The following is a 23,106-nucleotide window of genomic DNA, read 5'->3' on the forward strand; positions in this document are numbered from 1 at the left end:
CGCTGGCGAGATGGTTGACCAGATCGCTGACAGCACGGCTGGCGAGGGGCACGAGCTGGCTGCGGAGGCCGCCGTCGAGCGGGCGCGGGAGCTCGCGGCGCGGCCCGGGCGCCGGGTCCTCGGCATCACCGGGGCCCCGGCCGCCGGCAAGTCGACGCTCGCGGAGCTGGTGGCGCAGGCCGTGCCGGGCGCCGTGGTGGTGGGGATAGACGGGTTCCACCTCGCGCACAGCGTGCTCGAGGCCCGCGGCGACGTCGCCGACAAGGGCGCACCGTGGACCTTCGACGCCGAGGGGTATGTCGCACTGCTGCGTCGCCTGGTCGCGGAGCCCCCGGTCGCGGTGTGGGCGCCGGAGTTCCGCCGCTCGGTGGAGGACGCCGTCGCGGGCGCCGTGCTGGTCCCGCCCGACTGCCCGTTGGTCGTGACGGAGGGCAACTACCTGCTGCTGCAAGAGGATCCGTGGACCGCCGTGCACGTGCTCTGCGACGAGGTGTGGTTCGTCGACGTGCCGGAGCGGCTGCGCGTCGAGCGGCTCGTCGACCGGCACGTGCAGTTCGGTCGGACCCGCGACGCGGCGCTGACCCGCGGGACGGAGGGCGTGGACGCCGCCAACGCGCGGCTGGTCGCGGCGACGCGCGGGCGCGCGGACGTGGTCGTGGTGCTCGAGTGAGTGATGGGGCGGGTCCACGCGTCATCTGCGTGGGGCTGACGACGCTCGACGTCGTGCAACGCGTCAGCGAGCCGGTCGTCCTGGGCGGCAAGTCCCGCTCGGACGCGGTCGAGCTCGTGGCTGGAGGTCCGGCGGCCAACGCCGCGGTGACGGCGGCAGCACTGCTGCCCGCCGGATCCGTGACCCTGATCAGCGCCGTCGGGTCTGGCGTGGCGGCCGACGTGGTGCGGGCGGACCTCGCGGCGTGCGGGGTGCGCCTCGTCGACCTGGTGGCGCCGGATCACGGTGGGGCGGGCGGTGCGGCGCGTGGTCCGGCACGTAGTCCGGCACGTGGCGGGGTCGCCGGTGGGGACGGTGGCGCCTGGGCGCTTCCGGTGGCCACCTGCGTCGTCCACGCCGACGGGGAGCGGACGGTCGTCTCGCCGGGCGCGCAGAGTTCCACGTGGAACCTCTCCGACGAGGCGCGCGACGAGATCGCCCGCGCCGCAGCCGTGCTCGTCGACGGGCACCACCCGGTGGCCGGCGAGGCCGCGTTGCACCTGGCCCGGGCCGGACGCGTGACGACGGTGCTGGACGCGGGCAGCGTCAAGGCCCACGTCGAGGGCTGGCTGCGGCTGGTGGACGTGGCGGCGGCCTCCTCGGCATACGGCCGTCAGCTGGGACTGGACCCGTCCGGCACCCTGGACCACCTGCTCGAGTCGGGCTGCGGCACCGCGCTGGTCACCGACGGGCCACGAGCGGTGCGCTGGCGGTCCGCGCGAGGAGGGAGCGAGGGCGCGGTGACGCCGCCCGCGGTCACGGCCGTCGACTCCCTCGGGGCGGGGGACGCGTTCCACGGGGCGCTGGTGGCGGCGCTGGCGCAGGGGCAGGCGCTGCCCGGCGCGGTCGGGCTGGCCTGCCGGGTGGCCGCGGTCCGGGTGTCGCACGCGTCGTCCCGTGGCTGGCTCGCCGACATCCCGACAGCGCTGGGACCACGCCCCTGAGCGGACCTGCCGGCGGCGGGATCATCAGCCTGGGGAACGACGGCCGGTCGATGTGACCGCCGCCGGTAGGTTGGGGAGGACGTCCCGACCAACGAAGGAGCAGCCATGTTCACCGGCATCGTGGAGGAGCTCGGCTCCGTGGAGGCCGTCGAGCTCGGCGCGGACAGCGCCGTCCTGACGGTGCGCGGCCCCCTGGTCGTGAGCGACGCGACGCACGGCGCCTCGATCGCCGTCAACGGGGTGTGCCTGACGGTGGTGGCGCACGACGAGGCGACCTTCAGCGTGGACGTGATGCGCGAGACCCTCGACCGCTCGAGCCTCGGTGCGCTGCAGGCGGGCTCGCCCGTCAACCTCGAGCGCGCGATGCCCGCCGGGGGCAGGTTCGGGGGGCATGTGGTGCAGGGGCACGTGGACGGGACCGCCACGATCGTGCGCCGCGAGCCCGGGGACCGCTGGGAGGTCGTGACCTTCTCGCTGCCGCCGGAGCTGTCGCGCTATGTCGTCGAGAAGGGGTCGATCACGGTCGACGGCATCTCCCTCACGGTGAGCGCGGTGGACGACGCGACCTTCGCGGTGTCGCTGATCCCGACGACGCTCGAGCTGACCACGCTGGGCCGCAAGCAGGTCGGGGACCCGGTCAACCTCGAGGTGGACGTGATCGCCAAGTACGTAGAGCGCCTCATGACCCGCTAGCCGCTCGCCCCTCGCCCTCGCCGACGGCCGCTAGCCCTCCTCGGCCAGCGTCGACGCGTTGAACCGCACGGCCTGAGCCCCCACGATGGCCGCCTCGAGGCGCATCCGCAGCAGAGCCGTGTCGTTGGACGACAGCGCCCGCCACTCCGGCGCGTCCCGGTGCGGACCCACGGCGCTGAGGTGCCGCCACAGCTCGGTCGCGGACGCGAGCGCGGCGTCGACCCGGGCAGGAGCGGGTGCCGGCCCCTCGTCCGCCCACCGCTGGCGCGGGCCGAGCGCCTGCTGCAGACCCGTGCTCCGGGCGCGGACCTGGCCGGGCACCGTGCACGCGAGGTCCTCGTCGTAGAAGCCCGCACCCTCCGACCGCGCGTGGTCGAACCCCTGGGCGAGCGCCTCGGCGTCGCGCTGGTCGTCGGCGTCCGGCACGACCAGCCCGCGGCGGGCGAGCTCGACCGCGATCAGCCGGTCCTGGTGGTCGTAGACGCTGCTGACCTCCGCCCCGTCCTCGCCCTGGCGGGGGGCGCCACGTCCGTCGAGGACCCACCCACGGGTGCCCGGCGCGTGCCGCAGCGTGACCGGTGACCCCGTGGGCGCCAGCCGCTCGAGCGCCTCGTGGGCCTCGTCCGCCAGGCACTGGACCCCGCCGTCGGACGTCCGGCGGGGTGCCTCGACCCCGGCGAGGCGCACCAACCGCCGGTTGCGCATCGTCGTCACGTCGAGGACGTCCCCGCTCTGGGCGCCCACCACCCGCAACCGCTCACCGTCCGGCGAGCTGGTGATCCCCCCGCTGACCAGGCCGTATGCCGTCGCCGACGCCAGGCCTAAGCCTGCGAGGACCGTGAGGACCCGCAGGCCCCATCGACGTCGGCGGCCGGGCCTGGTCATCTGGTCCCTCCATGGCGTGGGTCGGGGACGGGGACGGGGGTCAGACCTGGCGGACGGCCTCGAACGGCGCGCGCGACGGCATCCGGTGCAGGATCGCCTGACGGACGAAATCCTTGGCGGTGCGGGCGGCGTCGAGCGGCGACGCGCCCTTGGCCAGCTCGGCGGTGACGGCGGCGGCGAGGGTGCAGCCGGCGCCGCTGACGGCCAGGTCGCCGATCTTGGGCGCCCTCAGCACCTCGAGGGTGGTGCCGTCGTAGAACACGTCGATGGCGTCGGGCCCCGTGAGCCGGACGCCCCCCTTGGCGAGGACGACGGCGCCGGAGCGCTCGTGGATGGCGCGGGCGGCGGCGACGAGGTCGTCCTCGCTCTCGATGGAGTCCATCCCGGACAGGGCCATCGACTCGAAGTGGTTGGGCGTCACGAAGGTCGCGAGCGGCAGCACCTGCTCCTTGAGCGCGGTGTCGGTGTCGAGCGCCGCGCCGGGCTCCTGCCCCTTGCAGATGAGCACCGGGTCGAGGACCAGGTTGCGGGGCCGCGCCTCGCGCAGGACGCCGGCGACGGTCTCGATCGTGGCCGGCGTGCCCAGCATGCCCACCTTGATCGTGTCGATGTCGTATGCCGCCAGCTCGGCCTCCAGCTGGTCGGCGATCACGCCCGGGTCCACCGGCACGAACCGGTGCCCCCAGTCGGCCTTGGGGTCGAAGGACACGATGCACGTGAGGGCAGCGATGCCGAAGGTGCCGAGCGCCTGGAAGGTCTTGAGGTCGGCCTGGGCTCCAGCGCCGCCGGTCGCCTCGGACCCGGCGATGGTCAGCGCGATGGGAGCGGCCTCGGCCGCGGCGACAGCGTGAGGTGTGGTCATGCCCACAGTTTCTCACCGACCGGCGCCGGTGCGGGAGCTCAGCTCGCGTCGGCCTCGAAGCCGTTCTCGTGCTCCGGGTCGGCCGCGATCTCGACCAGCCGGGCGCGCAGGCCTCGGTCGAGGTCGTGCCAGCGCATCCCGCGCACCGCACCCTCGAGAGCCTGCAGGGACGTGGCGTCGTCGAACAGGCCCTGCTCGCGCATGTCACGCCACACGGCCTCCGACCCCCGCTCCCGCAGGGTCTCGGCGTCGGCGACCCCCACGGCCCGCAGTGCCGCGGCCAGCTTGGGACCGATGTTGGGCAGCGCCTCCACGCGCGTTCGGCTCCCGCTCACCATGTCCCCCATCGTTCCCGTGATTACTCTCAGCAGTCACAGCCCGCATCTTTGACCTGCACGGATGCGACTGACGTCGTAACTAAAGTATCACTCTCCGTGACCTATCGCCGGGTCGCCGCGCCCATCCGGAGCTGTCACCCGGCCGTTGGTCACCAGTGACGCCTCGCCGCCCGGCCATTGGTCACCAGTGACGCCTCGCCGCCCGGCCATTGGTCACCAGTCACGCCTCGCCGCCCGGCCATTGGTCACCAGTGACGCCTCAACTCCCCTTTTGAACGATCCACAACACCAGGGGTGGCCAATGGCGGGAGGCCCGAGGACGCGTCGGACGGCAGCCGACGACACCTCCCCGTGCCCCGCCCCCGAGCCGGCGGCGTCAGCGTCAGAGAACGAATCGCCCGGGACGGTGCATTTGAGGACATTCGCGGCGCGAATACTACGCACCGTGTTCGCATGCATTCTTTGCGTCATTTATTGCCGTGAATTCATGGCTATGTGTCCCCATTGTCCAGCTGCGCGGAAGCGCATTCTTTGCACTCAGGGTGGGCGGCGAGATTTGCCGTTGAACGCACCGTGACCATGCCGCTACTCATAGCGACGTATGTCGCGCAAACTCCTCCTCCCGATGCATTTCTGCAGGTCAGGGCGCTTCGCTGAGTCATTGCCGCCATGAACAGGACATCACTCAGCGTGCATTGAACCTGACCAAGAGCATCGATTGTTCCCTGCTTCGGATCATTTCCCATTGATTTCTGGGGTGCCTCGTGAATTCCCTCGTTGAATTGCTGTCAACGGGGGGCGCCGCACAGAACACCATCCGAGACCACGCTCGGCCCGGCGGCACAGCACATCAGACATCCAGGAGCACTGATGCTCCGTACGAAAGGAACCGCACCATGAACCGCACGCTCACCACCGGCCGCATCGTCATCTCCGGCGCCTTCGCCCTGAGCGTCGCTCTCGGCAGCGCCGGCACGGCCATGGCCACCGGTCACGACGGGGCGACCCAGCCCACCAAGCAGAGCTCCGCCAAGCAGGACCCGGCGAAGAAGCAGGACCAGGCGAAGCAGACCACCCCGCACGCCGAGGAGGCCGACGGCAGCGACCACGGCGCCACCGGCAAGCCGGCCAAGGACGACCCCAACCCCGGCAAGGGCAAGGACTGTGTCCAGCACGGCAACCACGGTGGCGTCAACGAGGACCACTGCGGCCCGGCGGACCGCCCGGACGGCCCCGCCACCCCCAAGCCCGGCGACACCAAGCCCGGCGACACCAAGCCCGGTGACACCAAGCCGGAGACCCCCACGACCGAGGACACCACGCCTCAGCCCACGCCGTCCGAGGAGCCCACGCCCGGCCACGAGTGCAACATCTGCAAGACCGTCACCCCGCCGGCCCCGGTCGTCGTCCCGGTCTGCGGCGCCGACAACGACCAGGTCACCCTCCCCGACGCCAAGGGCGTCATCTGGGATCGGGGCGAGTGGAGCAACGGCACCCTCGTGGTCAAGGCGGTCTCGGCGGACTGGTACACCTTCCCGACCGGCGACCTGATCGTGCACACCATCAAGGACGCCAACGTGCCGTGCGGCACCACGCCGACGACGCCTCCGGTCGAGGACTGCGACAACACCTGCCCGACCCCGACCACGCCGACCACGCCGGCCCCGGAGAAGCCCGTCACCCAGACGCCTGCCCCGGTCAAGCCCACCCCCGTGACCCCGACCCCGGTGAAGGTGAAGCCGGTCGGCCACACGCCGGTCGCCGTCACGCCCGTCACCCCGTCCGGTGTCGTCGTGACCGAGACCCCCGCCAAGGCCACGGCCAACGGCGCGCCGGTCTTCAACTCCGGCGTCGAGGGTGACGAGTCCGGTCTCGGTGCCGGTGCGCTCGGCGCCGGTCTGGCCGTCGCGGCGGGCCTGATGATGGTGCCCGCCATCCGTCGCCGCCAGAGCGCCTGAGACACGGCATACGGCACAGCACGCTGGGAGGCGACGTCGCGTCCCAGCCGGGTGGCGAGGCCCCCGGCTCCCCTGGGAGCGGGGGGCCTCGCTCCGTGCAGGCCACCGCGCCACCACTCGAACCACCCACTCTCGCAAGGGTGCACGACACCCATCGACCACGGACCAGGAGGACGGCATGACGGCCCGACGACCGCGGCTGGCCGCGACGGCCGCCGTCGCGCTCGGCCTGCTGCTGACGGGGTGCGGCGGCGAGGGAGGCCCCGCGGCCACCCACCACCGCACCGAGGTGGCGGCGAGCAGCCCGACCGCCGCGAGCTCGTCCTCCACCGCGTCGGCGACGGGGACGGCGGCCACGACCGGTGGAGCCGCGGTCACCACGAGCGCCGGCGCCGCGACCAGCACTCCCTCGGCCGGCTCGTCGTCAGCGGCCAGGTCGGCCGCGCCGGCCGGGACCTCCACGGGCCGCGGGACGTCCGCCTCGGGACAGCCCGGCGCGCGGACCGTCGACGACGGCTCCCGCACCCTGCGCATCCCCGTCCTCGGGGTCGACGCCCCGGTCACCGGGTGCGCCACCGAGGACAACACCGTCACCCCGCCCAGCGACATCGGCGCCGTGTGCCGGTGGACCGGCAGCCCGGACTTCGGGGCGACGCGGGGCACGACGATCGTCGTCGGCCACTCCACGCGCAGCGACGCCACGGTCGGCGCGCTGGAGTACGTCCGCGAGCTCAAGACCGGTGACACCCTCACCGTCGCCGGGCAGGCCTGGCGGGTCGTCGAGGTCGTGCCGGGTGTCGACAAGCACAGCCTTCCGGCATGGATCGTGGACCGTGCCGGACCCCGCCAGCTCGGTCTCGTCACGTGCGAGACCACCAGCCGCACCCGCAACGACCTCGCGAGGCTCGTCCCGGTCGGCTGACTGGCGGACGCGCGCGCCCCGGGTTCCTTTCCCCGGGGCGCGCACTCGTCCTACACCCGGTCCGGTGCTGCGCCACAGCCCGTCCACAGTCCGCTGCCCTAGCGTGATCCGGTCGAGAGGACCCGCATGACCAGCCCTTCCCCCCGCGCCCTGAGCTCCACCGCCCTCGTGCGCGCCCGCCTCGCCGGCATGACCGGCCTGGCTGCGGCGTGCGCTGCCCTGACGAGCCTGTATGCCGTGGCCGTGTGCACCGTGCGCGGCCAGGCCTGGGACCACCGCATCTGGTGGCACCTGCACGAGCTGTCCCCCGTCGGCGCCCGACGCGTCGCCGAAGCGCTCGGGGTGATCACCCCGCTGTCCTGCGCCGCGGCGCTGGGCGCGATCGTGCTGCTGGCGGTGGCGCAGCGGCGCGTGGTGCCGGCGGTCGTAGGGATGGTGTGCGCGGCGGGGACGTTCGTGTCGGCCGAGGTGCTCAAGTACACCTTGGAGCGGCCGGACCTCGGGATCTCGCACTACGGCAACTCGTTCCCGAGCGGCCACACGGGGGCCGTGGCGGCGCTCGCGGTGGCGGCGGTCGTGGCGCTGGGCGGCGGCCTGCGCGCGGTGTGGGCCACGCTGGCCACCCTCGCCACCGCGCTCACGGGGCTCGGCGTGGTCCTGGCGGGGTGGCACCGGCCGAGCGACCCGGTGGCCTCCGCGCTGGTGGCCGTCGCGTGGGCCGTGGTCGGCCTGCTGGTGGTGCACGAGCACCGCGCCCGCATCCCCCTCCCAGGATCGTGAGGGTCTCGTCCAGCCTTCTTGGACGAGACGCTCACGATCGTGGTGGGGCGGGGCGGGTCAGGGCGCCGTGTAGGACGCCGTGAGCGTCACCCCGGAGTAGGCCGAGCAGCCGCGCAGCCCGACGTAGTGCGTGCCGGCGACCGGCGCCGGGACCGTGCAGGTCTCGGTGTGGCCCGACCGGTAGGGGCAGCAGTCGTAGCTCGAGGTGGTCGGCGCGCTGCCCGCCTTGAGGTAGAGGTCGACGTCGCCCGTGCCGTCCGACGTGCTGACCACGAGGTTGGTGGCGCCGGCGGGCACGGCGATGCTGTATCCCGTCATGACGCCGGCGGCGCCATACAGCCCGGTGCGGGGCACCCCGTTGACCAGGACCGATCCGGTCGGGGTGGGGGCTCGGCGTGGGCGTCGGGGTGGGGGTGGGGGTGGTGGAGCCCGCCGTCTCGGCGACCTCCCCGACGAAGGCGAGCCCGAGCTTGGCGAACCTGGCGGACGGCTCGGCGGCGCCGCCCAGGTTGGTGAGGGTGTCGCCGCTCGTGTGCAGCTGCGGGAAGATCTCGGGCTCGGCCGCCATCATCGACGGGTAGCCCGCGCTCGTCCACGATGCGTGGTCCGAGCAGGCGTAGCCGCAGGTCATGTCGCCGCGCACGAGCCTGGTGGGCTTGAGGTAGGTGTCGAGCGAGGGGCGGGCGCGAGGGGTCAGAGGGCGAGGTAGTCGCTGTCGCGCGCGTCCGTGATCAGCATGTGGCCCGGCGCGTGCGTGATCGCCAACGACGGACGCGAGGCCATGACCATCGCCTGCGGCGTCACCCCGCACGCCCAGAAGACCGGGATCTCGCCGGGCTCGATGCGCACCGGGTCACCGAAGTCGGGCCGGTCGAGGTCACCGATCCCCAGCGCCGCCGGGTCACCGACGTGCACCGGCGCACCGTGCACGCCCGGGTAGCGGCCGCTGATCCGGACGGCGTCGGCGACGCGGTCGGCGGGGATCGGCCGCATCGACACGACCATCGGCCCGGTGAGGTCGCCGGCGGGGCGGCAGGGGCGATCGGTGAGGTACATCGGGACGTTGCTGCCGTCGACGATGTGGCGGACCTCGATCCCGGCCGCGATCAGCGGGTGCTCGAAGGTGAAGCTGCACCCCACCAGGAAGCTCACGAGGTCGTCCCGCCAGTGCTCGCGCACGTCGGGCACCTCGGCCTCGAGCTCGCCGTCCCGCCACACCCGATAGAGCGGCAGGTCGGTGCGGACGTCGCCGTCGAGGATCGGGCCGGAGGTCGCGCCGGGCTCGAGCACGTCCAGGACGGGACACGGCTTGGGGTTGCGTTGCGCGAACAGCAGCATGTCGAAGGCGAGCTCGCGCGGCACGCACACGAGGTTGGCCTGGGCGTGGCCGCGGCACCAGCCGGCCGTCGGCGTGACCAGGCCGCTGCGGAAGAGGGCGCGAGCCTCGCCTGGAGTCAGGGACGCGGGATCGGTGGCCCGGGTCATGTCGTCTCCGATCCTGGAGCGGGAGGAGAGGTGGCAGGACGAGAGGTGGGGTGCCAGGCGAGGCGCAGCCGGTCGCCGGGGCGCAGCTGGGCGGCCAGGTCGACGTCCTCGTCGACGACGACCGCGGCGACGGGATAGCCGCCGGTCACGGGGTGGTCGGCGAGGAAGAGCACGGGCTCGCCCCCCGGCGGCACCTGGATCGAACCGCGGACGACGCCCTCGCTCAGCAGCTCTTCCCCCTCGTGGCCGGGGTGCCGCACCAGGGTCTCGCCGACGAGACGGGCGCCGATCCGGTCGCTGCGGGCCGACACCTCCCACGGCGTCGCGACGAGGACCTCGCGGTCGGCGAGCCAGTCCACGCGCGGCCCCGGGACGACGCGCAGCACGATCCGGGCGGGAGGGCCGCCGGGCAGGGGCGCCTGCTCCGTCGTCGGGAGGGCGCGGGCGGCGTCACCGATGGGCAGCACGTCTCCGTCCTCGAGCGGGTCCGGACCGAGCCCGGCGAGCGTGTCGGTCGATCGCGAGCCGAGCACCGGCGGCACGTCGATCCCTCCACGCACCGACAGATAGCTGCGCAGGCCGTATGCCGGCGCGCCCAGCCGCAGCACCTGACCGATCACGAGGCGCAGCACCGCCGCATGGCCGACCGGGCGATCGTCGATGTGGGCAGGTGCGGGTGCTCCGGTCACGGTCACCAGGCAGTCGGCCTCGGCACGCACCGCCAGGCCGCCGAGCGTGACCTCCACGGCGGCGCAGTCGAGCTCGTTGCCGAGCAGGCGCTGGCCGAGGGCGTGGGCGGCCCGGTCCGCGGCGCCCGAGCGACCGACGCCGAGGTGCGCGAGCCCGGGTCGGCCCTGGTCCTGCAGGAGGGCGCGCGGGCCGGTCGCCAGGACGGTCAGCGAGCCGCGATCGTGCGAGAGGCCCTGGTCTGCAGCGGATCTCGTGGCCGAGCGCGATGGCGTGACTGGACGACCTTCGGCGGCGGCGTCGGGGGATGCGCCGGGGGCGGCGGATTCCCCTGGGGCATAGCTAGGTCCGGCTGGGGCCGCAGACTCAGCTGGGGTCGTGGACTCGGCTGGGGTCGCGGACTCGGCTGGGGCGGCCGGTGCCGCGGCGAAGCGGACGTGCTGCCCGGGCCGCAGCAGCGCCGGCGGGTCGCGCTCGACGTCCCACAGCGCCTCGTCCACGTGACCGAGCAGCTGCCACCCGCCGGGCGAGGCGCGCGGATAGATGCCGCTGAACTCCCCTGCCAGCCCGACGGATCCGGGCGGCACGGCGGTGCGGGGCTCGCTGCGTCGCGGGACGGTCAGGCGCGGGTCCCCGTCGACGAGATAGAAGAAGCCGGGCGCGAAGCCGCCGAAGGCCACCCGCCACGGCGTGCCGGTGTGAGCCTCGACGACCTCGGTGATGGACAGGCCTGTCAGAGAGGCGATCTCGTCGAGGTCAGGGCCGTCGTAGTGCACCGCGATCTCGACCTCGTCGACCTCGCCGGTGGCCGCGTCCGCACCCGGATCGCCTGCCAGGGCGAGGATCTCGTCGGCCACGCGCCCGAGGTCCGTGCCCGCCGGGACCGTCACGGCGAGGGTGCGCGCCGCGGGCAGCACGTCCATCACTACCGCGAGCCCCGTTGACCCGCGCGACATCTCCGCGCGCACGGCGGCGTCGAGCGCGAGCACCTCGTCCAGGCCTGCCAGCTCGACGAGCACGCCGGTGTCGCCGAGACGCCGCCACGCCGTCACCGCGTCACGCCCTCATCGCAGGAAGGGCCGGATCTCGACGCCGGCCGCCTCCAGGGCGGTCCGCGTGGCGCGGGCCATCTGCACCGCGCCGGGCGAGTCCCCGTGCGTGCACACCGAGTCCGCCGAGAGCCGGACGTCGGACCCGTCCACGGCCTCGACGACGCCCTCGGTCACGAGCCGCACCATGCGGGCGGCCACGGCGTCCGCGTCGTGCAGGACGGCGCCGGGCTGGGAGCGCGGCGTCAGCGTGCCGTCGGGCTGGTAGCCACGGTCCGCGAACGCCTCGACCACGAACGGCAGCCCGGCCTCGTCGGCCAGCCGCTGCACCGCGCTGCCGGGCAGCCCCATGATCGGGAGGGCGTCGTCATACGACTTGACGGCCGTGACCACGGCCCGGGCCTGCGCCTCGTGGTGGACGATCGTGTTGTAGAGCGCGCCGTGCGGCTTGACGTAGGCGACGCGCGTGCCAGCGAGCCGGCACATCCCGTCGAGCGCGGCGAGCTGGTAGACGACGTCCGCGACGAGCTCGTGCGGCGCCACGTTCAGGAAGCGACGCCCGAAGCCGGCCAGGTCGCGGTAGGCCACGTGCGCGCCCACGACGACACCGCGCTCGCCGGCCGCCGCCACCGTGCGCTGCATGACGAGCGGGTCGCCGGCGTGGAAGCCGCAGGCGACGTTGGCGCTGGTCACGACGTCGAGCATGGCCTCGTCGTCACCCATGGACCACGAGCCGAAGGACTCACCGAGGTCGGAGTTGAGGTCGATGCGCACGGGATTCTCCTATCCCCAGAGCTTGGCGAGACCGCCGAGGGACTGGTAGCCGAGGTAGAGGGTCAGCAGCCACGCCAGCACCCCGACGACGATCAGCCACCGCGGGTAGACGTAGCCGTGCAGCAGGTCCCGCCGCCAGATCGCGACGATCAGGATGATCGTGAAGCCCAGCGGCAGGATCAGCCCGTTGAAGGCGCCGGCGAAGACGAGGAGGGTGACCGGGGCCTTCTTGAGCAGCAGGAACAGCACCGTGCAGACCACGATGAACGCGACCGTCATCAGGTTGCGGGTGCGGTCGCTGGTGCGCGAGCTCGTCAGGAACGAGACGGACGTGTATGACGCGCCGACGACGCTGGTGATCGCCGCGGCCCACAGGATCACCCCGAACGCGTGCAGGCCGAACGACCCGGCCGCCTGCTCGAAGGCGCTGGCCGCGGGGTTGGCCTTGGCGAGCGTGGCGCCACCCGCGACGACCCCCAGGATCGCGAGGAACAGGACGACCCGCATGATCGCGGTGACGATGATGCCCTGCACCGACGACCGCCCGATCTCGCGGGCGTGCTCGGGCCCCGTGAGGCCGGAGTCGAGGAGGCGGTGGGCGCCGGCATACGTGATGTAGCCGCCGACGGTGCCGCCGATCAGGGTCGTGATGGCGACGACGTCGAGGGTGTCGGGCAGCACGGCGTTGCGCAGGGCCGTGCCGACCGGCGGCTTGGACGTGATGGCTATCCAGGTCGTCAGGCCGATCATCAGCAGGCCGAGGAAGACGACCATCCGGTCGAGCAGCATCCCCGCCCGCTTGACCAGGAAGATCGCGATGGCGATGACCGCCGACACGACCGCCCCGATGATCGGGTCGACGCCCATCATCGCGTCCAGGCCGAGCCCGGTGCCGGCGATGTTGCCGATGTTGAATACCAGGCCGCCGAGCAGCACGAGCGCCGCCAGCACCCAGCCGAGCCCGGGGACGACCCGGTTGGCGAGCTCCTGGGCGCGCAGGCCGCTGACGCCGACGGCGCGCCAGACGTTCATCTGCACGGCGATGTCGACCAGGATCGAGATGACGATCGCGAAGGCGAACGCGGCGCCGAGGGTGACCGTGAAGGTCGTGGTCTGGGTGATGAAGCCCGGCCCGATGGCGCTCGTGGCCATCAGGAACATCGCACCGAGGATGGCGCTGCGGCCGCTCGTGCGGGTCTCGGGGGTGCTGCTGGGCGGGGTGTCGGCCATGACGGTCATCCCACCACACCCCCAGCCAGGCACAACCCCCTCAGCGCCGGCGGCTGCGGACAGAGTGGTCGCAGATCCGACGTCAGGGCACCCCAGATGTCGCATCTGCGACCATTCTGGCCCTCGCGCTCCCACGACACATGTCTCATAACGCGGGATTATCGGTCGAGTTACTTCCGATGATGGGTTGCCCGTGGTCTCCTAGATGTCATGACCTCTCGCAGCCACCGAATGTGCCGCCTCGCCGCGGCCGACCGGTGTCGTCGCGGCATGCGCTGAGCCCCAGCCCCCGCCCGACCTTGGCCGACGACGACCGTCCGCCCCGCCCCGAGAGAGACCCGCGATGAACGACACCACCGCCCAGACCCAGCTGTTCGCCTCACCCGCCACTACCGCCTCGGTCGTCGGGCACGTGTCCGCCCGGGCCGCCTACCAGTTCGCGCTCTATGCCCGGGCCGCCCTGGTGGACGCGCGCCGCGACCGCAGCACCGGCGCGATCCACCCCGACCTCGCGCCGCGCCTGGCCGCAGACCTCGCCGTCGCGCCGGCGCCGCAGCGGGTCTTTGTCCTCGCGGACACCGACGACGAGGCCGCAACGCTCGCGGAGCAGCTGCGCGCGGCCGTGCGGGCCCCCGTCGCCGCGGTCACCGGTGGCTTCGGGGCGTGGCTCGAGGCGGGGTTGCCCGTGGCGGCGGCCACCGCCTGATGCCCGGGCCCGTCGTGCGGCGGGCGGGTCGGCATACGGGCTGATCTGCGGGACTCGACGGCCCGGCCGTGATGAGGTGGGGCATGACCACCGAGCTCGTCGGCTATCTCGCGTCCGCCCTCATCGTCACGTCGCTGGCGATGACCTCGGTCGTGCGGCTGCGGGTGATCTCGTTCGTGGGGTCGGTGACCTTCGTGGTCTATGGCGCCTTGATCGGGGCGTGGCCGGTCATCGTGTCCAACGCGATCATCGCGCTGATCAACGTCTGGCACCTGCGCCGCGAGCTCGGCCCGCGCCAGGACCTCGGGATGGTGGAGGTGCACCACGAGGACCCCTACCTCACGGACTTCCTGCGCACCCACCTCGACGACATCCACCGCAGCCAGCCAGGATTCACGAGCGCGCACCTCGACGACGTGGCCTTCGTCCTGACGCGCGAGGGCCTGCCCGCGGGGGCGCTGCTGGGGCGCAAGGACGGTCGCGACCTGCACGTCGACCTCGACTACGTCATGCACGCCTATCGAGACTCGCGCATCGGGCGATGGCTGTATGCCGACCGCGCCGGCACCTTGCGGGGCAAGGGGATCCGCCGCGTGGTCGCCACGGCCGAGACCGACGTCCACCGCAGATACCTGCAGGCCATGGGTTTTGCGCCAGACGGTGACCGCTGGGTGCGCGAGCTCTAGGGGTCGGACGGCTCCATCGCCATCTCGAAGCGCACCGGCGCGCCTCGTCTCGGGATGGTCAGCGCGCACACGCACGCCACGACGCACAGCCCCGCGGCCACGATCCAGGCGCCGTGATAGCTGCCCGTCGCCTCACGGATGCCTCCGGCGACGCTGGCCCCGACGCCGGCGCCGATCATGTGCGAGGCATAGGTCCAGCCGAACACCACGCCGGAGTCCTCGATGCCGTAGAACTGGCGGCACAGCGCCACGGTCGGCGGCACGGTCGCCACCCAGTCGAGGCCGTAGAACACGGCGGCGAGCAGGTAGCGCGAGTCCATCCGGTCGGTCAGCCACCCGGACGCGACCGTCCCCACCAGGTCGAAGATCCCGACCACCGCGAGCAGCCCAGCCGCCGTCGTCGCGGGCATCCCGTGGTCGTGCGCCGCCGACACGAAGTGGGTCTGCACGAGGCCGTTGGTCGACCACCCGCACACGAAGAAGGTCAGCACCAGCGCCCAGAACGGCCACGTCCGGCTCGCGCGGCGCAGCACGGCGAGGGCCTGCGACGCGGGGTTGGCGTAGCGGCGGACCTCGGGGGGCGGCGGCTCGGTCGCGCCGTACGGCAGGGCCCCGATGTCGGCGGGCCGGTCGCGCAGGAAGACCGCGACGAGCGCGGCCATGAGCAGGGCGAGCACGGCCGTCACCCCGGCGGCGTAGCGCCAGCCCGGTCCCTCCGCGGCGGCCGCGATGAGCGGCAGGAAGATCAGCTGACCCGTGGCGTTGGCGGCGGAGAAGAGCCCGGTGACCAGGCCCCGGCGTTTGTCGAACCACCGGTTGGCGACGATCGCGCCGAGCACCAGCGCCATCGCGCCCGTGCCGGTCCCGATGAGCAGGCCCCACAGCAGCCACAGCTGCCACGGCTGGGTCATGACGATGGTCATGCCGCTCGCGATCCCGACGACGGCGAGGGCGACGGTGACGACCTTGCGGACGCCCCAGCTCTCCATCAGCGCGGCGGCGAACGGCGCGACCACGCCGTAGAGGACGAGGTTGAGGCTCACCGCACCAGACGTGGTCGCCCGGCTCCAGCCGAACTCGCGCTCGATCGGCTCGAGCAGCACCCCGGTCGAGGAGCGGAAGGCCGCGCCCGCGACGAGCGCGCCCAGCGTGACGACGGCCACGATCCACGCGGGGTGGAGGCCGCGCCGCGCAGGGACGGGCTGGGTGGTCATCGCGACCTCCGAGGTGGGTCGCCGTGGTCTCGGCGCAAGGGCCTCGAGCCTAGGGACGGTCCCGTATGCCGGGAAGGCCCGCCCACATCGCGAACGCCGCCATTCTGCCGCCCCCTGCCCGCCCCGCCCCTCCGGGCCGCAAGCGGTCGGCGCGGTCGGGGTCAGCCCTCCACGCGCAGGCGGCTCGCGAGATCGGCGATGGCCCGCTCGGCGGAGCTCGTGTCGCCCGCCCGGGCCTTGGTGAACGCCTCCACGTGGACGGGTGACTGCCCCTCGATCAGCCACGCCACGAGCACGACGGGCATGACCCCGCCGCGCTCGACCCAGGAGTATCCCCACGCGCGCCCCTCGTCGGTGTCCCGAGGGTCGGGGCCCTCGCCGCGCACCGCCTTGAGGCGGGACAGGGCGTCGGCATACGGCCCGGGCATCTCGATCAGCGAGCTCGCGGTCACCGTGACCAGCCGCTTGGCCACGAACGACCCGAGCCACCCGCCCCGCTCGGTCACCCCGGTGAGCGACTGGTCGAGCAGGGACTCGGCGAAGGCCTCGGTGAGGAAGGGATTCATGGGCCCAGCCTAGGCAGCCGACGGGCACGCGCCCATCCCCTGAGGACGACGCCGGTTGCCGGCCGGGTGCAGGCCGGGAGGATGCAGGGGAACAGGAGCGGGCGTCGCGGGGTTGCCGCCCCCATGACATCTTTGTTCGCGCCGATCACCCTGCGCAGCCTCACGATCCGCAACCGCGTCTGGCTGGCGCCGATGTGCCAGTACTCCGTGGAGAAGCGGGACGGTGTCCCCACCGACTGGCACCTGGTGCACCTGGGGGCGCGGGCGCAGGGCGGCTTCGGGCTGATCCTGACCGAGGCGACGGCGGTGTCCCCGGAGGGGCGCATCAGCCCCGAGGACACGGGCCTGTGGAACGACGAGCAGCGCGACGCCTGGTCGCGCATCACGGAGTTCGTGCACGGGCAGGGCGCGGCGATCGGCGTGCAGCTGGCGCACGCGGGACGCAAGGCGTCGACCTACCGCGGGTGGGAGGGCGCGCCCGAGGGCACCGTCCCCGCCGACGAGGGCGGCTGGGAGCCGGTCGGCCCCTCCTCCGAGCCCGGAGACGGTCTGGTCGTGCCGCACGAGCTGACGACCGACGAGATCGCCCAGGTGGTGCGGGACTTCGCGGACGCCGCACGCCGCGCCGACGAGGCGGGCTTCGACACGGTCGAGATCCACGCGGCCCACGGCTACCTCCTGCACCAGTTCCTCTCGCCGCTGTCCAACCAGCGCACCGACGCCTATGGCGGTGACCTGCAGGGACGTTCGCGCATCGTGGTCGAGGTGCTCGACGCCATCCGCGCCGTCTGGCCGCAGGACAAGCCGGTGCTCGTGCGCCTGTCTGGCACCGACTGGATCGAGGGCGCCTGGGACATCGAGCAGACGACCGCGCTGTCGCGCACGCTGCGCGAGCACGGCGCCGACCTGATCGACGTGTCCAGCGGCGGCGTGACCCAGGCGGCCATCCCCGTGGGGCCGGGCTACCAGGTGCCGCTGGCCGCCGAGGTGCGCGAGGGAGCCGAGATCCCCACGGCCGCAGTGGGACTGGTCACGGAGCCGCGTCAGGCCCAGGAGATCCTCGACGCGGGCCTCGCCGACGCCGTGCTCCTGGCCCGGGCCGCGCTGCGCGACCCGTCCTGGCCGCTGCGCGCCGCCCACGAGCTGGGCGTCGACCAGCACGACGCGCCCTACCCGCCGGCCTACTGGCGGGGCGCCTGGCACTGACCGGAGCGCCCCCGGAGCACGTCCGGACGGTCGTGGGTCCGGCAGGTTAACGACGCCTCGCGGATCGGGTGATCCGTTGACGTCATCGCAACACAGGGGCAACAGCCTGAGCCGACGGGCTCCCTAGCGTCGATCGTGAGCAGCCCTCACACGACCGGGAGCCCCGATGAGCAGCACGACGAGCAGCACCTCCACCAGCGCCGCGGGCGCCCCCGCCAGCGCCGCGGGAACGTCCACGACATACACGCCGTCCCCCGGCGAGCTGGCCCCCGGACTCACCCGAGCCTCCGGCCGCACCCTCGTGGGCTGGGACCCCGAGTCCGCTGGTCAGTGGGACCACGGCGGGCGCACCATCGCCCGCCGCAACCTGGTCCTGTCCGTCTTCGCGGAGTTCCTGGGCTTCGCGGTGTGGGCGGTCTGGTCGATCGTCGTGCCGCAGCTGCCGCGGGCCGGGTTCACGCTCACCGTGGACCAGATGTTCTGGCTCGTGTCCGTGCCGTCCCTGGTCGGGGCGACGCTGCGCGTGCCCTACACCTTCGCCGTGCCGGCGTTCGGCGGGCGCACGTGGACGACGATCTCGGCGCTGCTGCTCCTCCTGCCGACCCTCGGCCTCGCGTGGGCCGTGCAGCACCCGGAGACGCCGTTCGGCGTGCTGCTGCTGATCGCGGCGCTGGCCGGCGTGGGTGGCGGCAACTTCAGCTCCTCGATGGCCAACATCTCGTTCTTCTACCCCGAGCGCGAGAAGGGCGCCGCCCTCGGCCTCAACGCCGCCGGCGGCAACCTCGGCACGGCCGCCGTGCAGCTCGCCGTCCCCCTCGTGATCGTCACGGCGTCCGGCGTCGCGCTGGACCGGGCCGGCCTGATGTTCATCCCGCTCGTGCTGCTCGCCGCCGTGCTCGCGTGGCGCTGCATGGACAACATCGCCGGCACCCGGTCCGACCGACGGTCCTACGCCCGCGCCGCGCGGCACCCGCACACCTGGCTGCTGTCGGTCATCTACATCGGCACCTTCGGGTCGTTCATCGGCTACTCCGGCGCCTTCCCCACGCTGCTCAAGGCGCAGTTCCCCGAGATGAGCCTCAACCTCGCCTTCCTCGGCGCGCTGGTCGGGTCGCTGTCCCGACCGCTCGGCGGCCGCCTGGCCGACCGCTTCGGCGGGGCCACGATCACCTGCATCTCGTTCGTGGTCATGGCAATCGGCGCCGTCGGCGCCGTGATGGGCCTGCGGGCGCACAGCTTCGCGCTGTTCTTCGGCGCGTTCCTGCTGCTCTTCGTGGTCTCGGGGCTGGGCAACGGCTCCGTCTACCGGATGATCCCCGCGGTCTTCACCGCCACCTCCGAGGGCGGCGCCGACGCCCTGCTCCGCGCCAAGAAGGCCGCCGCCGGCTGCATCGGCATCGCCGGCGCGGTGGGTGCCTTCGGCGGCTTCCTGATCCCGCGCGGCTTCGCCCTGTCCACGTCGTTGACCGGCTCGCTGCAGGCCGCGCTGTGGGCCTTCGTCTGCGCCTACCTGCTGCTGCTCGGCCTCACCTGGGCGGTCTACCTCCGTCGCGGGTCCAGCGTCGCCGCGCACCGCATCTGACGAGAGCGTCCCTGCCACGAGAGGAGATTGCCGGTATGGCGACCCCCGCCGCCTCGACCGCCACCCCTCTCGCGGGGGCCGCCGCCGACACGCACTGCCCCTACTGCGCGCTGCAGTGCGCGATGACGCTGACGCCCGCCCTGACTCCCGACCTGACCCCCGACGAGGCCGCGCTGCCCACGGTGGGGCCGCGGGACTTCCCCACCAACCGGGGTGGCCTCTGCCAGAAGGGGTGGACCAGCGCCTCCGTCCTCGGTGCCACCGACCGCCTCACGACCCCGCTGATCCGCTCTGCCGCAGGCGAGCTCGAGCCGGCGACCTGGGACGAGGCGCTCGACCTGATCGCCACCCGGCTCCTGGCCCTGCAGGACGAGCACGGCCGGGACTGCGTCGGGGTGTTCGGCGGCGGCGGCCTCACCAACGAGAAGGCTTACATCCTAGGCAAGTTCGCCCGCGTCGCCCTCGGCACGCCGTTCGTCGACTACAACGGCCGGTTCTGCATGTCCTCGGCGGCGGCCGGCGCCAACCGCGCCTTCGGCCTGGACCGCGGCCTGCCCTTTCCCCTCGCCGACCTCGGTGGGGCGCAGGCGATCCTGCTGCTGGGCTCCAACCCCTCCGAGACGATGCCGCCCTTCGTGCAGCACCTCGCGGGCGCGCGCTCGCGCGGCGGCCTCGTCGTCGTGGACCCCCGCCACTCGCCGACGGCGGCGCTCACCGATGACGGGGGCGGCCTGCACCTGCAGCCACTCCCCGGCACCGACATCGTCGTGCTCCTCGGCCTGCTGCACCTCGTCTGGGCGACGGGTCGCGCCGACACCCCCTATCTGGCCGAGCGGGTCACCGGGGCCGAGGACGTGCGGGCCTCCGTCTCCGAGTGGTGGCCCGAGCGGGTCGAGCGCGTCACGGGCGTCCCCGCCGACGACCTGCGCGGCGCCGCCGAGATCCTCGCGGCCGCAGCACCGCTCGCGTGCGGCTCCGGCGCCTACGTGCTCACCGGCCGCGGCGTGGAGCAGCACGCGCACGGCACCGACACCGTCACCGCGGCGATCAACCTCGCTCTGGCGTTGGGCCTGCCGGGACGCGTCGGCTCGGGCTACGGCTGCCTGACCGGTCAGGGCAACGGGCAGGGCGGGCGCGAGCACGGCCAGAAGGCCGACCAGCTGCCCGGCTACCGCTCCATCAGCGACCCCGCCGCGCGGGCGCACGTCGCCGCGGTGTGGAGCGTCGACCCGGACACCCTCCCGGGGCCCGGTGTCCCCGCGATGCAGCTCCTCGGGCGGTTGGGCGAGCCGGGCGGCATACGGGCCCTGCTGGTCCACGGCTCCAACCTCGTCGTCAGCGCCCCCGGCGCGGTGCAGGTCACCGAGCGCCTGCGCGCCCTGGACCTGCTCGTCGTCTGCGACTTCGTGCCGTCCGAGACCGCGCTGCTCGCCGACGTCGTGCTCCCCGTGACGCAGTGGGCCGAGGAGGAGGGCACGATGACCAGCCTGGAGGGTCGAGTCATCCGGCGCCGCAAGGTGATCGACCCGCCACCCGGGGTGCGCAGCGAGCTCGATGTGTGGGCCGCCCTGGCCGGACGCCTCGGCGCACCAGCGCGGTTCGAGACCGATCCCGCGCTCGTGATGGACGAGCTCGCGCGGGCCAGCGCGGGCGGGATCGCGGACTACGGCGGCGTCAGCCACGAGCGCCTCGACCGCGGCGACGAGATCCACTGGCCCTGCCCGGATCCCGCGCACCCGGGGACCCCGCGCGCCCTGCTCGACCGCTTCGCCACGCCGGACGGCCGGGCCCGCATGCTGCCCGTCGAGCCTCGCGGCGTGGACGACGAGCTGCGTTCCGGCGCGCCGTACTACGCCATCACCGGTCGCGTGCTGCAGCACTACCAGTCGGGGGCGCAGACCCGGCGGGTTCGCGAGCTGGTGGCCGGCGAGCCGCGGGCGTTCGTGCAGCTGCACCCGCGGACGGCCGCCACCCTCGGGATCGAGGAGGGTCAGGACGTGACCCTCACCTCCGCGCGCGGGTCGTGCACGGCGCCGGCCCGGCTGTCGCGCGAGATCCGGCCCGAGACGGTGTTCGTTCCGTTCCACTTCCCCGGGGCCGAGCGCGCCAACGCCCTCACCAACCCCGCCACCGACCCCGTCAGCGGCATGCCGGAGTTCAAGGTCACGGCCGTGAGCATCCGCCCCGCCCAAGGAGATCCCCGTGCCTGACCGCACCCGCATCGTCGTCGTCGGCCACGGCATGGTGGCGGCGCGACTGATCGACGACCTGGACCGGTATGCCGACCCCGCCGCCCTCGACGTCACCGTCATCGGCGCGGAGCCCGAGGGGGCCTACAACCGGCTCATGCTGTCCGAGGTCATCGGCGGACGCGCGGCCGTCGACGGGCTCGCGATGCCGCACCGCGCCACCTGGGTGCGGGTGCTGGACGGCGTCGCAGCCGTGCGCCTGGACCGCGAGCGCCAGCTGGTCGTGGACGAGCACGGCGACGAGCACCCCTACGACCAGGTCGTGCTCGCGACCGGTGCCGACCCGCGCGTGCCGCCGCTCGCCGGCCTGGAGGACGCGTCGCGGTGGCCCTCGGGCGTCCACGCCCTGCGGACGCTCGCGGACTGCCGGGCGATTCTCGCACGCGTGGGATCCGTGGGGCGGGCGATCGTCCTCGGCGGCGGCCTGCTCGGCGTCGAGGCGGCAGTGGGGCTGCGCGCCCACGCCGTGCCGGTCACCGTGGTGCACTCCGGCGCCGGACCGCTGGACCGCCAGCTGGACGCGGCCTCGGCGACCGTGCTGCGGCACGCGTTGCGCGACAACGGGATCGACGTCGTCACGGGCGGCCGGGCGGCCGCGGTGGTCGTCCACGACGGTGCGGTGGCGGGGCTGCGGCTCGCCGACGGCTCCGTCGTCGAGGGCGGTCTGCTCGTCGTCGCGACCGGCGTGCGGCCACGCTCCGACCTGGCGGCCGACGCCGGGCTGCCCTGCGCCGCGGGCGTCCTCGTCGACCCCGACCTGAGATCCCTGGCAGACCCACGGGTCTCGGCGATCGGTGACTGCGCCGAACCCCCCGGAGGGTGCAGCGGGCTGCTCGCGCCCGGCTGGGACCAGGCGGCGGCCGTCGCGAGACGCCTGGCGCGACAGGGCGACTCGCGCTCGACGGGTCCGACCGACGGGGCCGCTGCGCCGACGGGCTCCGCCCCCGAGGCGGCGGGCGGAGACGTCATACGACTCAAGGCCAAGGACCTCACGGTCGTCGCGCTGGGCACCCTGCCCGACGACGACCTGGCCGACACCGACGTGCACGTCGTGACCGTTACCGACCTGCGCTCCCGGCGCCGGGTCCGGGTGGGCGTGCGCGACGGCGTGCTCGTGGGGGCGAGCGTGGTCGGCGACGCGCAGCTGGCGGCGGACCTGACGGCGACCTACGAGCGCGGGCTGCCCGTGCCGGCCGACCCCGCCCAGCTGCTGCTGCGGGCGAGCGAGGGCGGTGGTGGGCTGCCGACCGCCCAGTCCCCGGCCCTGATCCCGGGGCGGGCGACCGTGTGCCGCTGCAACGGCGTCGCCAAGTCCCACATCGTCGCGGCCCACGCCGCGGGAGACCGCACGGTCGACGACGTCGCCTGCCGCACGCGCGCCACGACGGGCTGCGGCACGTGCACCGCCACCGTGCAGGGGCTGCTGGAGTGGCTGGCCGAGGTCGACGGCGACCCCGCGAGCACCGCGTCCGACACCGATGACGCTGGGTTGTTACCGCGCGTAGCACGCCCGAAACATCGTGCCCGCCTCGGCGTAACAACCCCTTCCTAGCGTCGAGGAACGCACCAGCACAGGAGGAC

Annotated in this window: 22 protein-coding genes; 12 read left to right on the forward strand and 10 right to left on the reverse strand. The window is 73.6% G+C overall.

The window, feature by feature from the left end:
• Positions 1 to 10 precede the first annotated feature (10 nt).
• From B4E97_RS04345 to B4E97_RS04355, 3 genes are all read left to right on the forward strand, one after another.
• Positions 11 to 670 (forward strand): nucleoside/nucleotide kinase family protein, encoded by a 660-nt coding sequence (locus B4E97_RS04345; protein ID WP_286958827.1) that lies wholly within the window; start codon positions 11 to 13, stop codon positions 668 to 670.
• 29 nt (positions 671 to 699) lie between these two features.
• A complete protein-coding gene (locus tag B4E97_RS04350; RefSeq protein ID WP_286958828.1) occupies positions 700 to 1,653 on the forward strand; it encodes a carbohydrate kinase family protein in 954 nt (317 codons plus the stop codon).
• Between the two features lie 105 nt (positions 1,654 to 1,758).
• Positions 1,759 to 2,346, forward strand: a complete 588-nt coding sequence (locus B4E97_RS04355; protein ID WP_286958829.1) for a riboflavin synthase — start codon at positions 1,759 to 1,761, stop codon at positions 2,344 to 2,346.
• 30 nt (positions 2,347 to 2,376) lie between these two features.
• Here the strand turns inward: B4E97_RS04355 and B4E97_RS04360 are convergent, their stop codons facing one another.
• The 3 genes from B4E97_RS04360 to B4E97_RS04370 are packed head-to-tail and all read right to left on the reverse strand — an operon-like array spanning position 2,377 to position 4,431.
• Positions 2,377 to 3,231 carry a thermonuclease family protein gene (locus B4E97_RS04360; protein WP_286958830.1) on the reverse strand — a complete coding sequence of 285 codons (855 nt, stop codon included), beginning with the start codon at positions 3,229 to 3,231 and terminating at the stop codon, positions 2,377 to 2,379.
• A 40-nt stretch (positions 3,232 to 3,271) separates the two neighbouring features.
• Entirely contained in the window at positions 3,272 to 4,093 is an 822-nt protein-coding gene (locus B4E97_RS04365) for a hydroxymethylpyrimidine/phosphomethylpyrimidine kinase (protein WP_286958831.1), read from the reverse strand.
• Between the two features lie 38 nt (positions 4,094 to 4,131).
• Positions 4,132 to 4,431, reverse strand: a complete 300-nt coding sequence (locus B4E97_RS04370) for a TfoX/Sxy family DNA transformation protein (RefSeq protein ID WP_286958832.1) — start codon at positions 4,429 to 4,431, stop codon at positions 4,132 to 4,134.
• 896 nt (positions 4,432 to 5,327) lie between these two features.
• Between B4E97_RS04370 and B4E97_RS04375 the strand changes: the two genes are divergently transcribed.
• From B4E97_RS04375 to B4E97_RS04385, 3 genes are all read left to right on the forward strand, one after another.
• Positions 5,328 to 6,389: a hypothetical protein gene (locus tag B4E97_RS04375; protein ID WP_286958833.1), complete on the forward strand. Its 1,062-nt coding sequence runs from the start codon at positions 5,328 to 5,330 to the stop codon at positions 6,387 to 6,389.
• A gap of 178 nt (positions 6,390 to 6,567) precedes the next feature.
• Positions 6,568 to 7,311, forward strand: a complete 744-nt coding sequence (locus tag B4E97_RS04380) for a class F sortase (protein ID WP_239266709.1) — start codon at positions 6,568 to 6,570, stop codon at positions 7,309 to 7,311.
• Positions 7,312 to 7,437: 126 nt separating this feature from the next.
• On the forward strand, positions 7,438 to 8,091 hold the full coding sequence (locus tag B4E97_RS04385; protein WP_286958834.1) for a phosphatase PAP2 family protein: 654 nt from the start codon (positions 7,438 to 7,440) through the stop codon (positions 8,089 to 8,091).
• 57 nt (positions 8,092 to 8,148) lie between these two features.
• Here the strand turns inward: B4E97_RS04385 and B4E97_RS04390 are convergent, their stop codons facing one another.
• From B4E97_RS04390 to B4E97_RS04410, 5 genes are all read right to left on the reverse strand, one after another.
• Positions 8,149 to 8,445, reverse strand: coding sequence for a PPC domain-containing protein (locus tag B4E97_RS04390; protein WP_286958835.1), 297 nt, complete (start codon positions 8,443 to 8,445; stop codon positions 8,149 to 8,151).
• A gap of 339 nt (positions 8,446 to 8,784) precedes the next feature.
• Complete coding sequence (locus tag B4E97_RS04395; protein ID WP_286958836.1) at positions 8,785 to 9,576, reverse strand: putative hydro-lyase; 792 nt, start codon at positions 9,574 to 9,576, stop codon at positions 8,785 to 8,787.
• On the reverse strand, positions 9,573 to 11,315 hold the full coding sequence (locus tag B4E97_RS04400) for a 5-oxoprolinase/urea amidolyase family protein (RefSeq protein ID WP_286958837.1): 1,743 nt from the start codon (positions 11,313 to 11,315) through the stop codon (positions 9,573 to 9,575). Before B4E97_RS04400 ends, B4E97_RS04395 begins: the two co-directional genes overlap by 4 nt.
• A 12-nt stretch (positions 11,316 to 11,327) precedes the next feature.
• Complete coding sequence (locus tag B4E97_RS04405; protein WP_286958838.1) at positions 11,328 to 12,086, reverse strand: LamB/YcsF family protein; 759 nt, start codon at positions 12,084 to 12,086, stop codon at positions 11,328 to 11,330.
• Between the two features lie 9 nt (positions 12,087 to 12,095).
• Positions 12,096 to 13,316 carry an NRAMP family divalent metal transporter gene (locus B4E97_RS04410; RefSeq protein WP_286958839.1) on the reverse strand — a complete coding sequence of 407 codons (1,221 nt, stop codon included), beginning with the start codon at positions 13,314 to 13,316 and terminating at the stop codon, positions 12,096 to 12,098.
• 343 nt (positions 13,317 to 13,659) lie between these two features.
• Between B4E97_RS04410 and B4E97_RS04415 the strand changes: the two genes are divergently transcribed.
• Positions 13,660 to 14,022, forward strand: coding sequence for a hypothetical protein (locus B4E97_RS04415; RefSeq protein WP_019287479.1), 363 nt, complete (start codon positions 13,660 to 13,662; stop codon positions 14,020 to 14,022).
• Positions 14,023 to 14,105: 83 nt separating this feature from the next.
• Positions 14,106 to 14,708, forward strand: coding sequence for a hypothetical protein (locus tag B4E97_RS04420; RefSeq protein WP_019287480.1), 603 nt, complete (start codon positions 14,106 to 14,108; stop codon positions 14,706 to 14,708).
• Here the strand turns inward: B4E97_RS04420 and B4E97_RS04425 are convergent.
• The gene (locus tag B4E97_RS04425) at positions 14,705 to 15,922 is read right to left on the reverse strand and encodes an MFS transporter (protein WP_286958840.1); all 1,218 of its coding nucleotides are present in this window, start codon (positions 15,920 to 15,922) and stop codon (positions 14,705 to 14,707) included. The genes B4E97_RS04420 and B4E97_RS04425 overlap by 4 nt on opposite strands.
• A 161-nt stretch (positions 15,923 to 16,083) precedes the next feature.
• Positions 16,084 to 16,488, reverse strand: a complete 405-nt coding sequence (locus B4E97_RS04430) for a hypothetical protein (protein ID WP_286958841.1) — start codon at positions 16,486 to 16,488, stop codon at positions 16,084 to 16,086.
• Positions 16,489 to 16,611: 123 nt separating this feature from the next.
• On the opposite strand from B4E97_RS04430, the gene B4E97_RS04435 reads away from it, so the two are divergent.
• The 4 genes from B4E97_RS04435 (at position 16,612) to B4E97_RS04450 (ending at position 23,077) form a co-directional block, all read left to right on the forward strand.
• On the forward strand, positions 16,612 to 17,694 hold the full coding sequence (locus B4E97_RS04435; RefSeq protein ID WP_286958842.1) for an NADH:flavin oxidoreductase/NADH oxidase: 1,083 nt from the start codon (positions 16,612 to 16,614) through the stop codon (positions 17,692 to 17,694).
• A 166-nt stretch (positions 17,695 to 17,860) separates the two neighbouring features.
• A complete protein-coding gene (locus B4E97_RS04440; RefSeq protein ID WP_286958843.1) occupies positions 17,861 to 19,276 on the forward strand; it encodes an MFS transporter in 1,416 nt (471 codons plus the stop codon).
• Positions 19,277 to 19,311: 35 nt separating this feature from the next.
• Positions 19,312 to 21,486 carry a molybdopterin oxidoreductase family protein gene (locus B4E97_RS04445; RefSeq protein WP_286958844.1) on the forward strand — a complete coding sequence of 725 codons (2,175 nt, stop codon included), beginning with the start codon at positions 19,312 to 19,314 and terminating at the stop codon, positions 21,484 to 21,486.
• Positions 21,479 to 23,077 carry an NAD(P)/FAD-dependent oxidoreductase gene (locus tag B4E97_RS04450; protein WP_286958845.1) on the forward strand — a complete coding sequence of 533 codons (1,599 nt, stop codon included), beginning with the start codon at positions 21,479 to 21,481 and terminating at the stop codon, positions 23,075 to 23,077. The genes B4E97_RS04445 and B4E97_RS04450 overlap by 8 nt, the downstream gene beginning before the upstream one ends.
• The last annotated feature ends 29 nt before the right edge of the window (positions 23,078 to 23,106 follow it).

This window comes from Arsenicicoccus sp. UBA7492 (assembly GCF_002479615.1).
Classification (GTDB): Bacteria; Actinomycetota; Actinomycetes; order Actinomycetales; family Dermatophilaceae; genus Arsenicicoccus; species Arsenicicoccus bolidensis.

Coding starts and splice junctions, on each gene's coding strand:
- B4E97_RS04345 (WP_286958827.1), top strand. CDS start 11: ATGGTTGACCAGATCGCTGACAGCACGGCTGGCGAGGGGCACGAGCTG.
- B4E97_RS04355 (WP_286958829.1), top strand. CDS start 1,759: ATGTTCACCGGCATCGTGGAGGAGCTCGGCTCCGTGGAGGCCGTCGAG.
- B4E97_RS04360 (WP_286958830.1), bottom strand. CDS start 3,231: ATGACCAGGCCCGGCCGCCGACGTCGATGGGGCCTGCGGGTCCTCACG.
- B4E97_RS04365 (WP_286958831.1), bottom strand. CDS start 4,093: ATGACCACACCTCACGCTGTCGCCGCGGCCGAGGCCGCTCCCATCGCG.
- B4E97_RS04370 (WP_286958832.1), bottom strand. CDS start 4,431: ATGGTGAGCGGGAGCCGAACGCGCGTGGAGGCGCTGCCCAACATCGGT.
- B4E97_RS04375 (WP_286958833.1), top strand. CDS start 5,328: ATGAACCGCACGCTCACCACCGGCCGCATCGTCATCTCCGGCGCCTTC.
- B4E97_RS04380 (WP_239266709.1), top strand. CDS start 6,568: ATGACGGCCCGACGACCGCGGCTGGCCGCGACGGCCGCCGTCGCGCTC.
- B4E97_RS04385 (WP_286958834.1), top strand. CDS start 7,438: ATGACCAGCCCTTCCCCCCGCGCCCTGAGCTCCACCGCCCTCGTGCGC.
- B4E97_RS04395 (WP_286958836.1), bottom strand. CDS start 9,576: ATGACCCGGGCCACCGATCCCGCGTCCCTGACTCCAGGCGAGGCTCGC.
- B4E97_RS04410 (WP_286958839.1), bottom strand. CDS start 13,316: ATGGCCGACACCCCGCCCAGCAGCACCCCCGAGACCCGCACGAGCGGC.
- B4E97_RS04415 (WP_019287479.1), top strand. CDS start 13,660: ATGAACGACACCACCGCCCAGACCCAGCTGTTCGCCTCACCCGCCACT.
- B4E97_RS04420 (WP_019287480.1), top strand. CDS start 14,106: ATGACCACCGAGCTCGTCGGCTATCTCGCGTCCGCCCTCATCGTCACG.
- B4E97_RS04425 (WP_286958840.1), bottom strand. CDS start 15,922: ATGACCACCCAGCCCGTCCCTGCGCGGCGCGGCCTCCACCCCGCGTGG.
- B4E97_RS04430 (WP_286958841.1), bottom strand. CDS start 16,488: ATGAATCCCTTCCTCACCGAGGCCTTCGCCGAGTCCCTGCTCGACCAG.
- B4E97_RS04435 (WP_286958842.1), top strand. CDS start 16,612: ATGACATCTTTGTTCGCGCCGATCACCCTGCGCAGCCTCACGATCCGC.
- B4E97_RS04440 (WP_286958843.1), top strand. CDS start 17,861: ATGAGCAGCACGACGAGCAGCACCTCCACCAGCGCCGCGGGCGCCCCC.
- B4E97_RS04445 (WP_286958844.1), top strand. CDS start 19,312: ATGGCGACCCCCGCCGCCTCGACCGCCACCCCTCTCGCGGGGGCCGCC.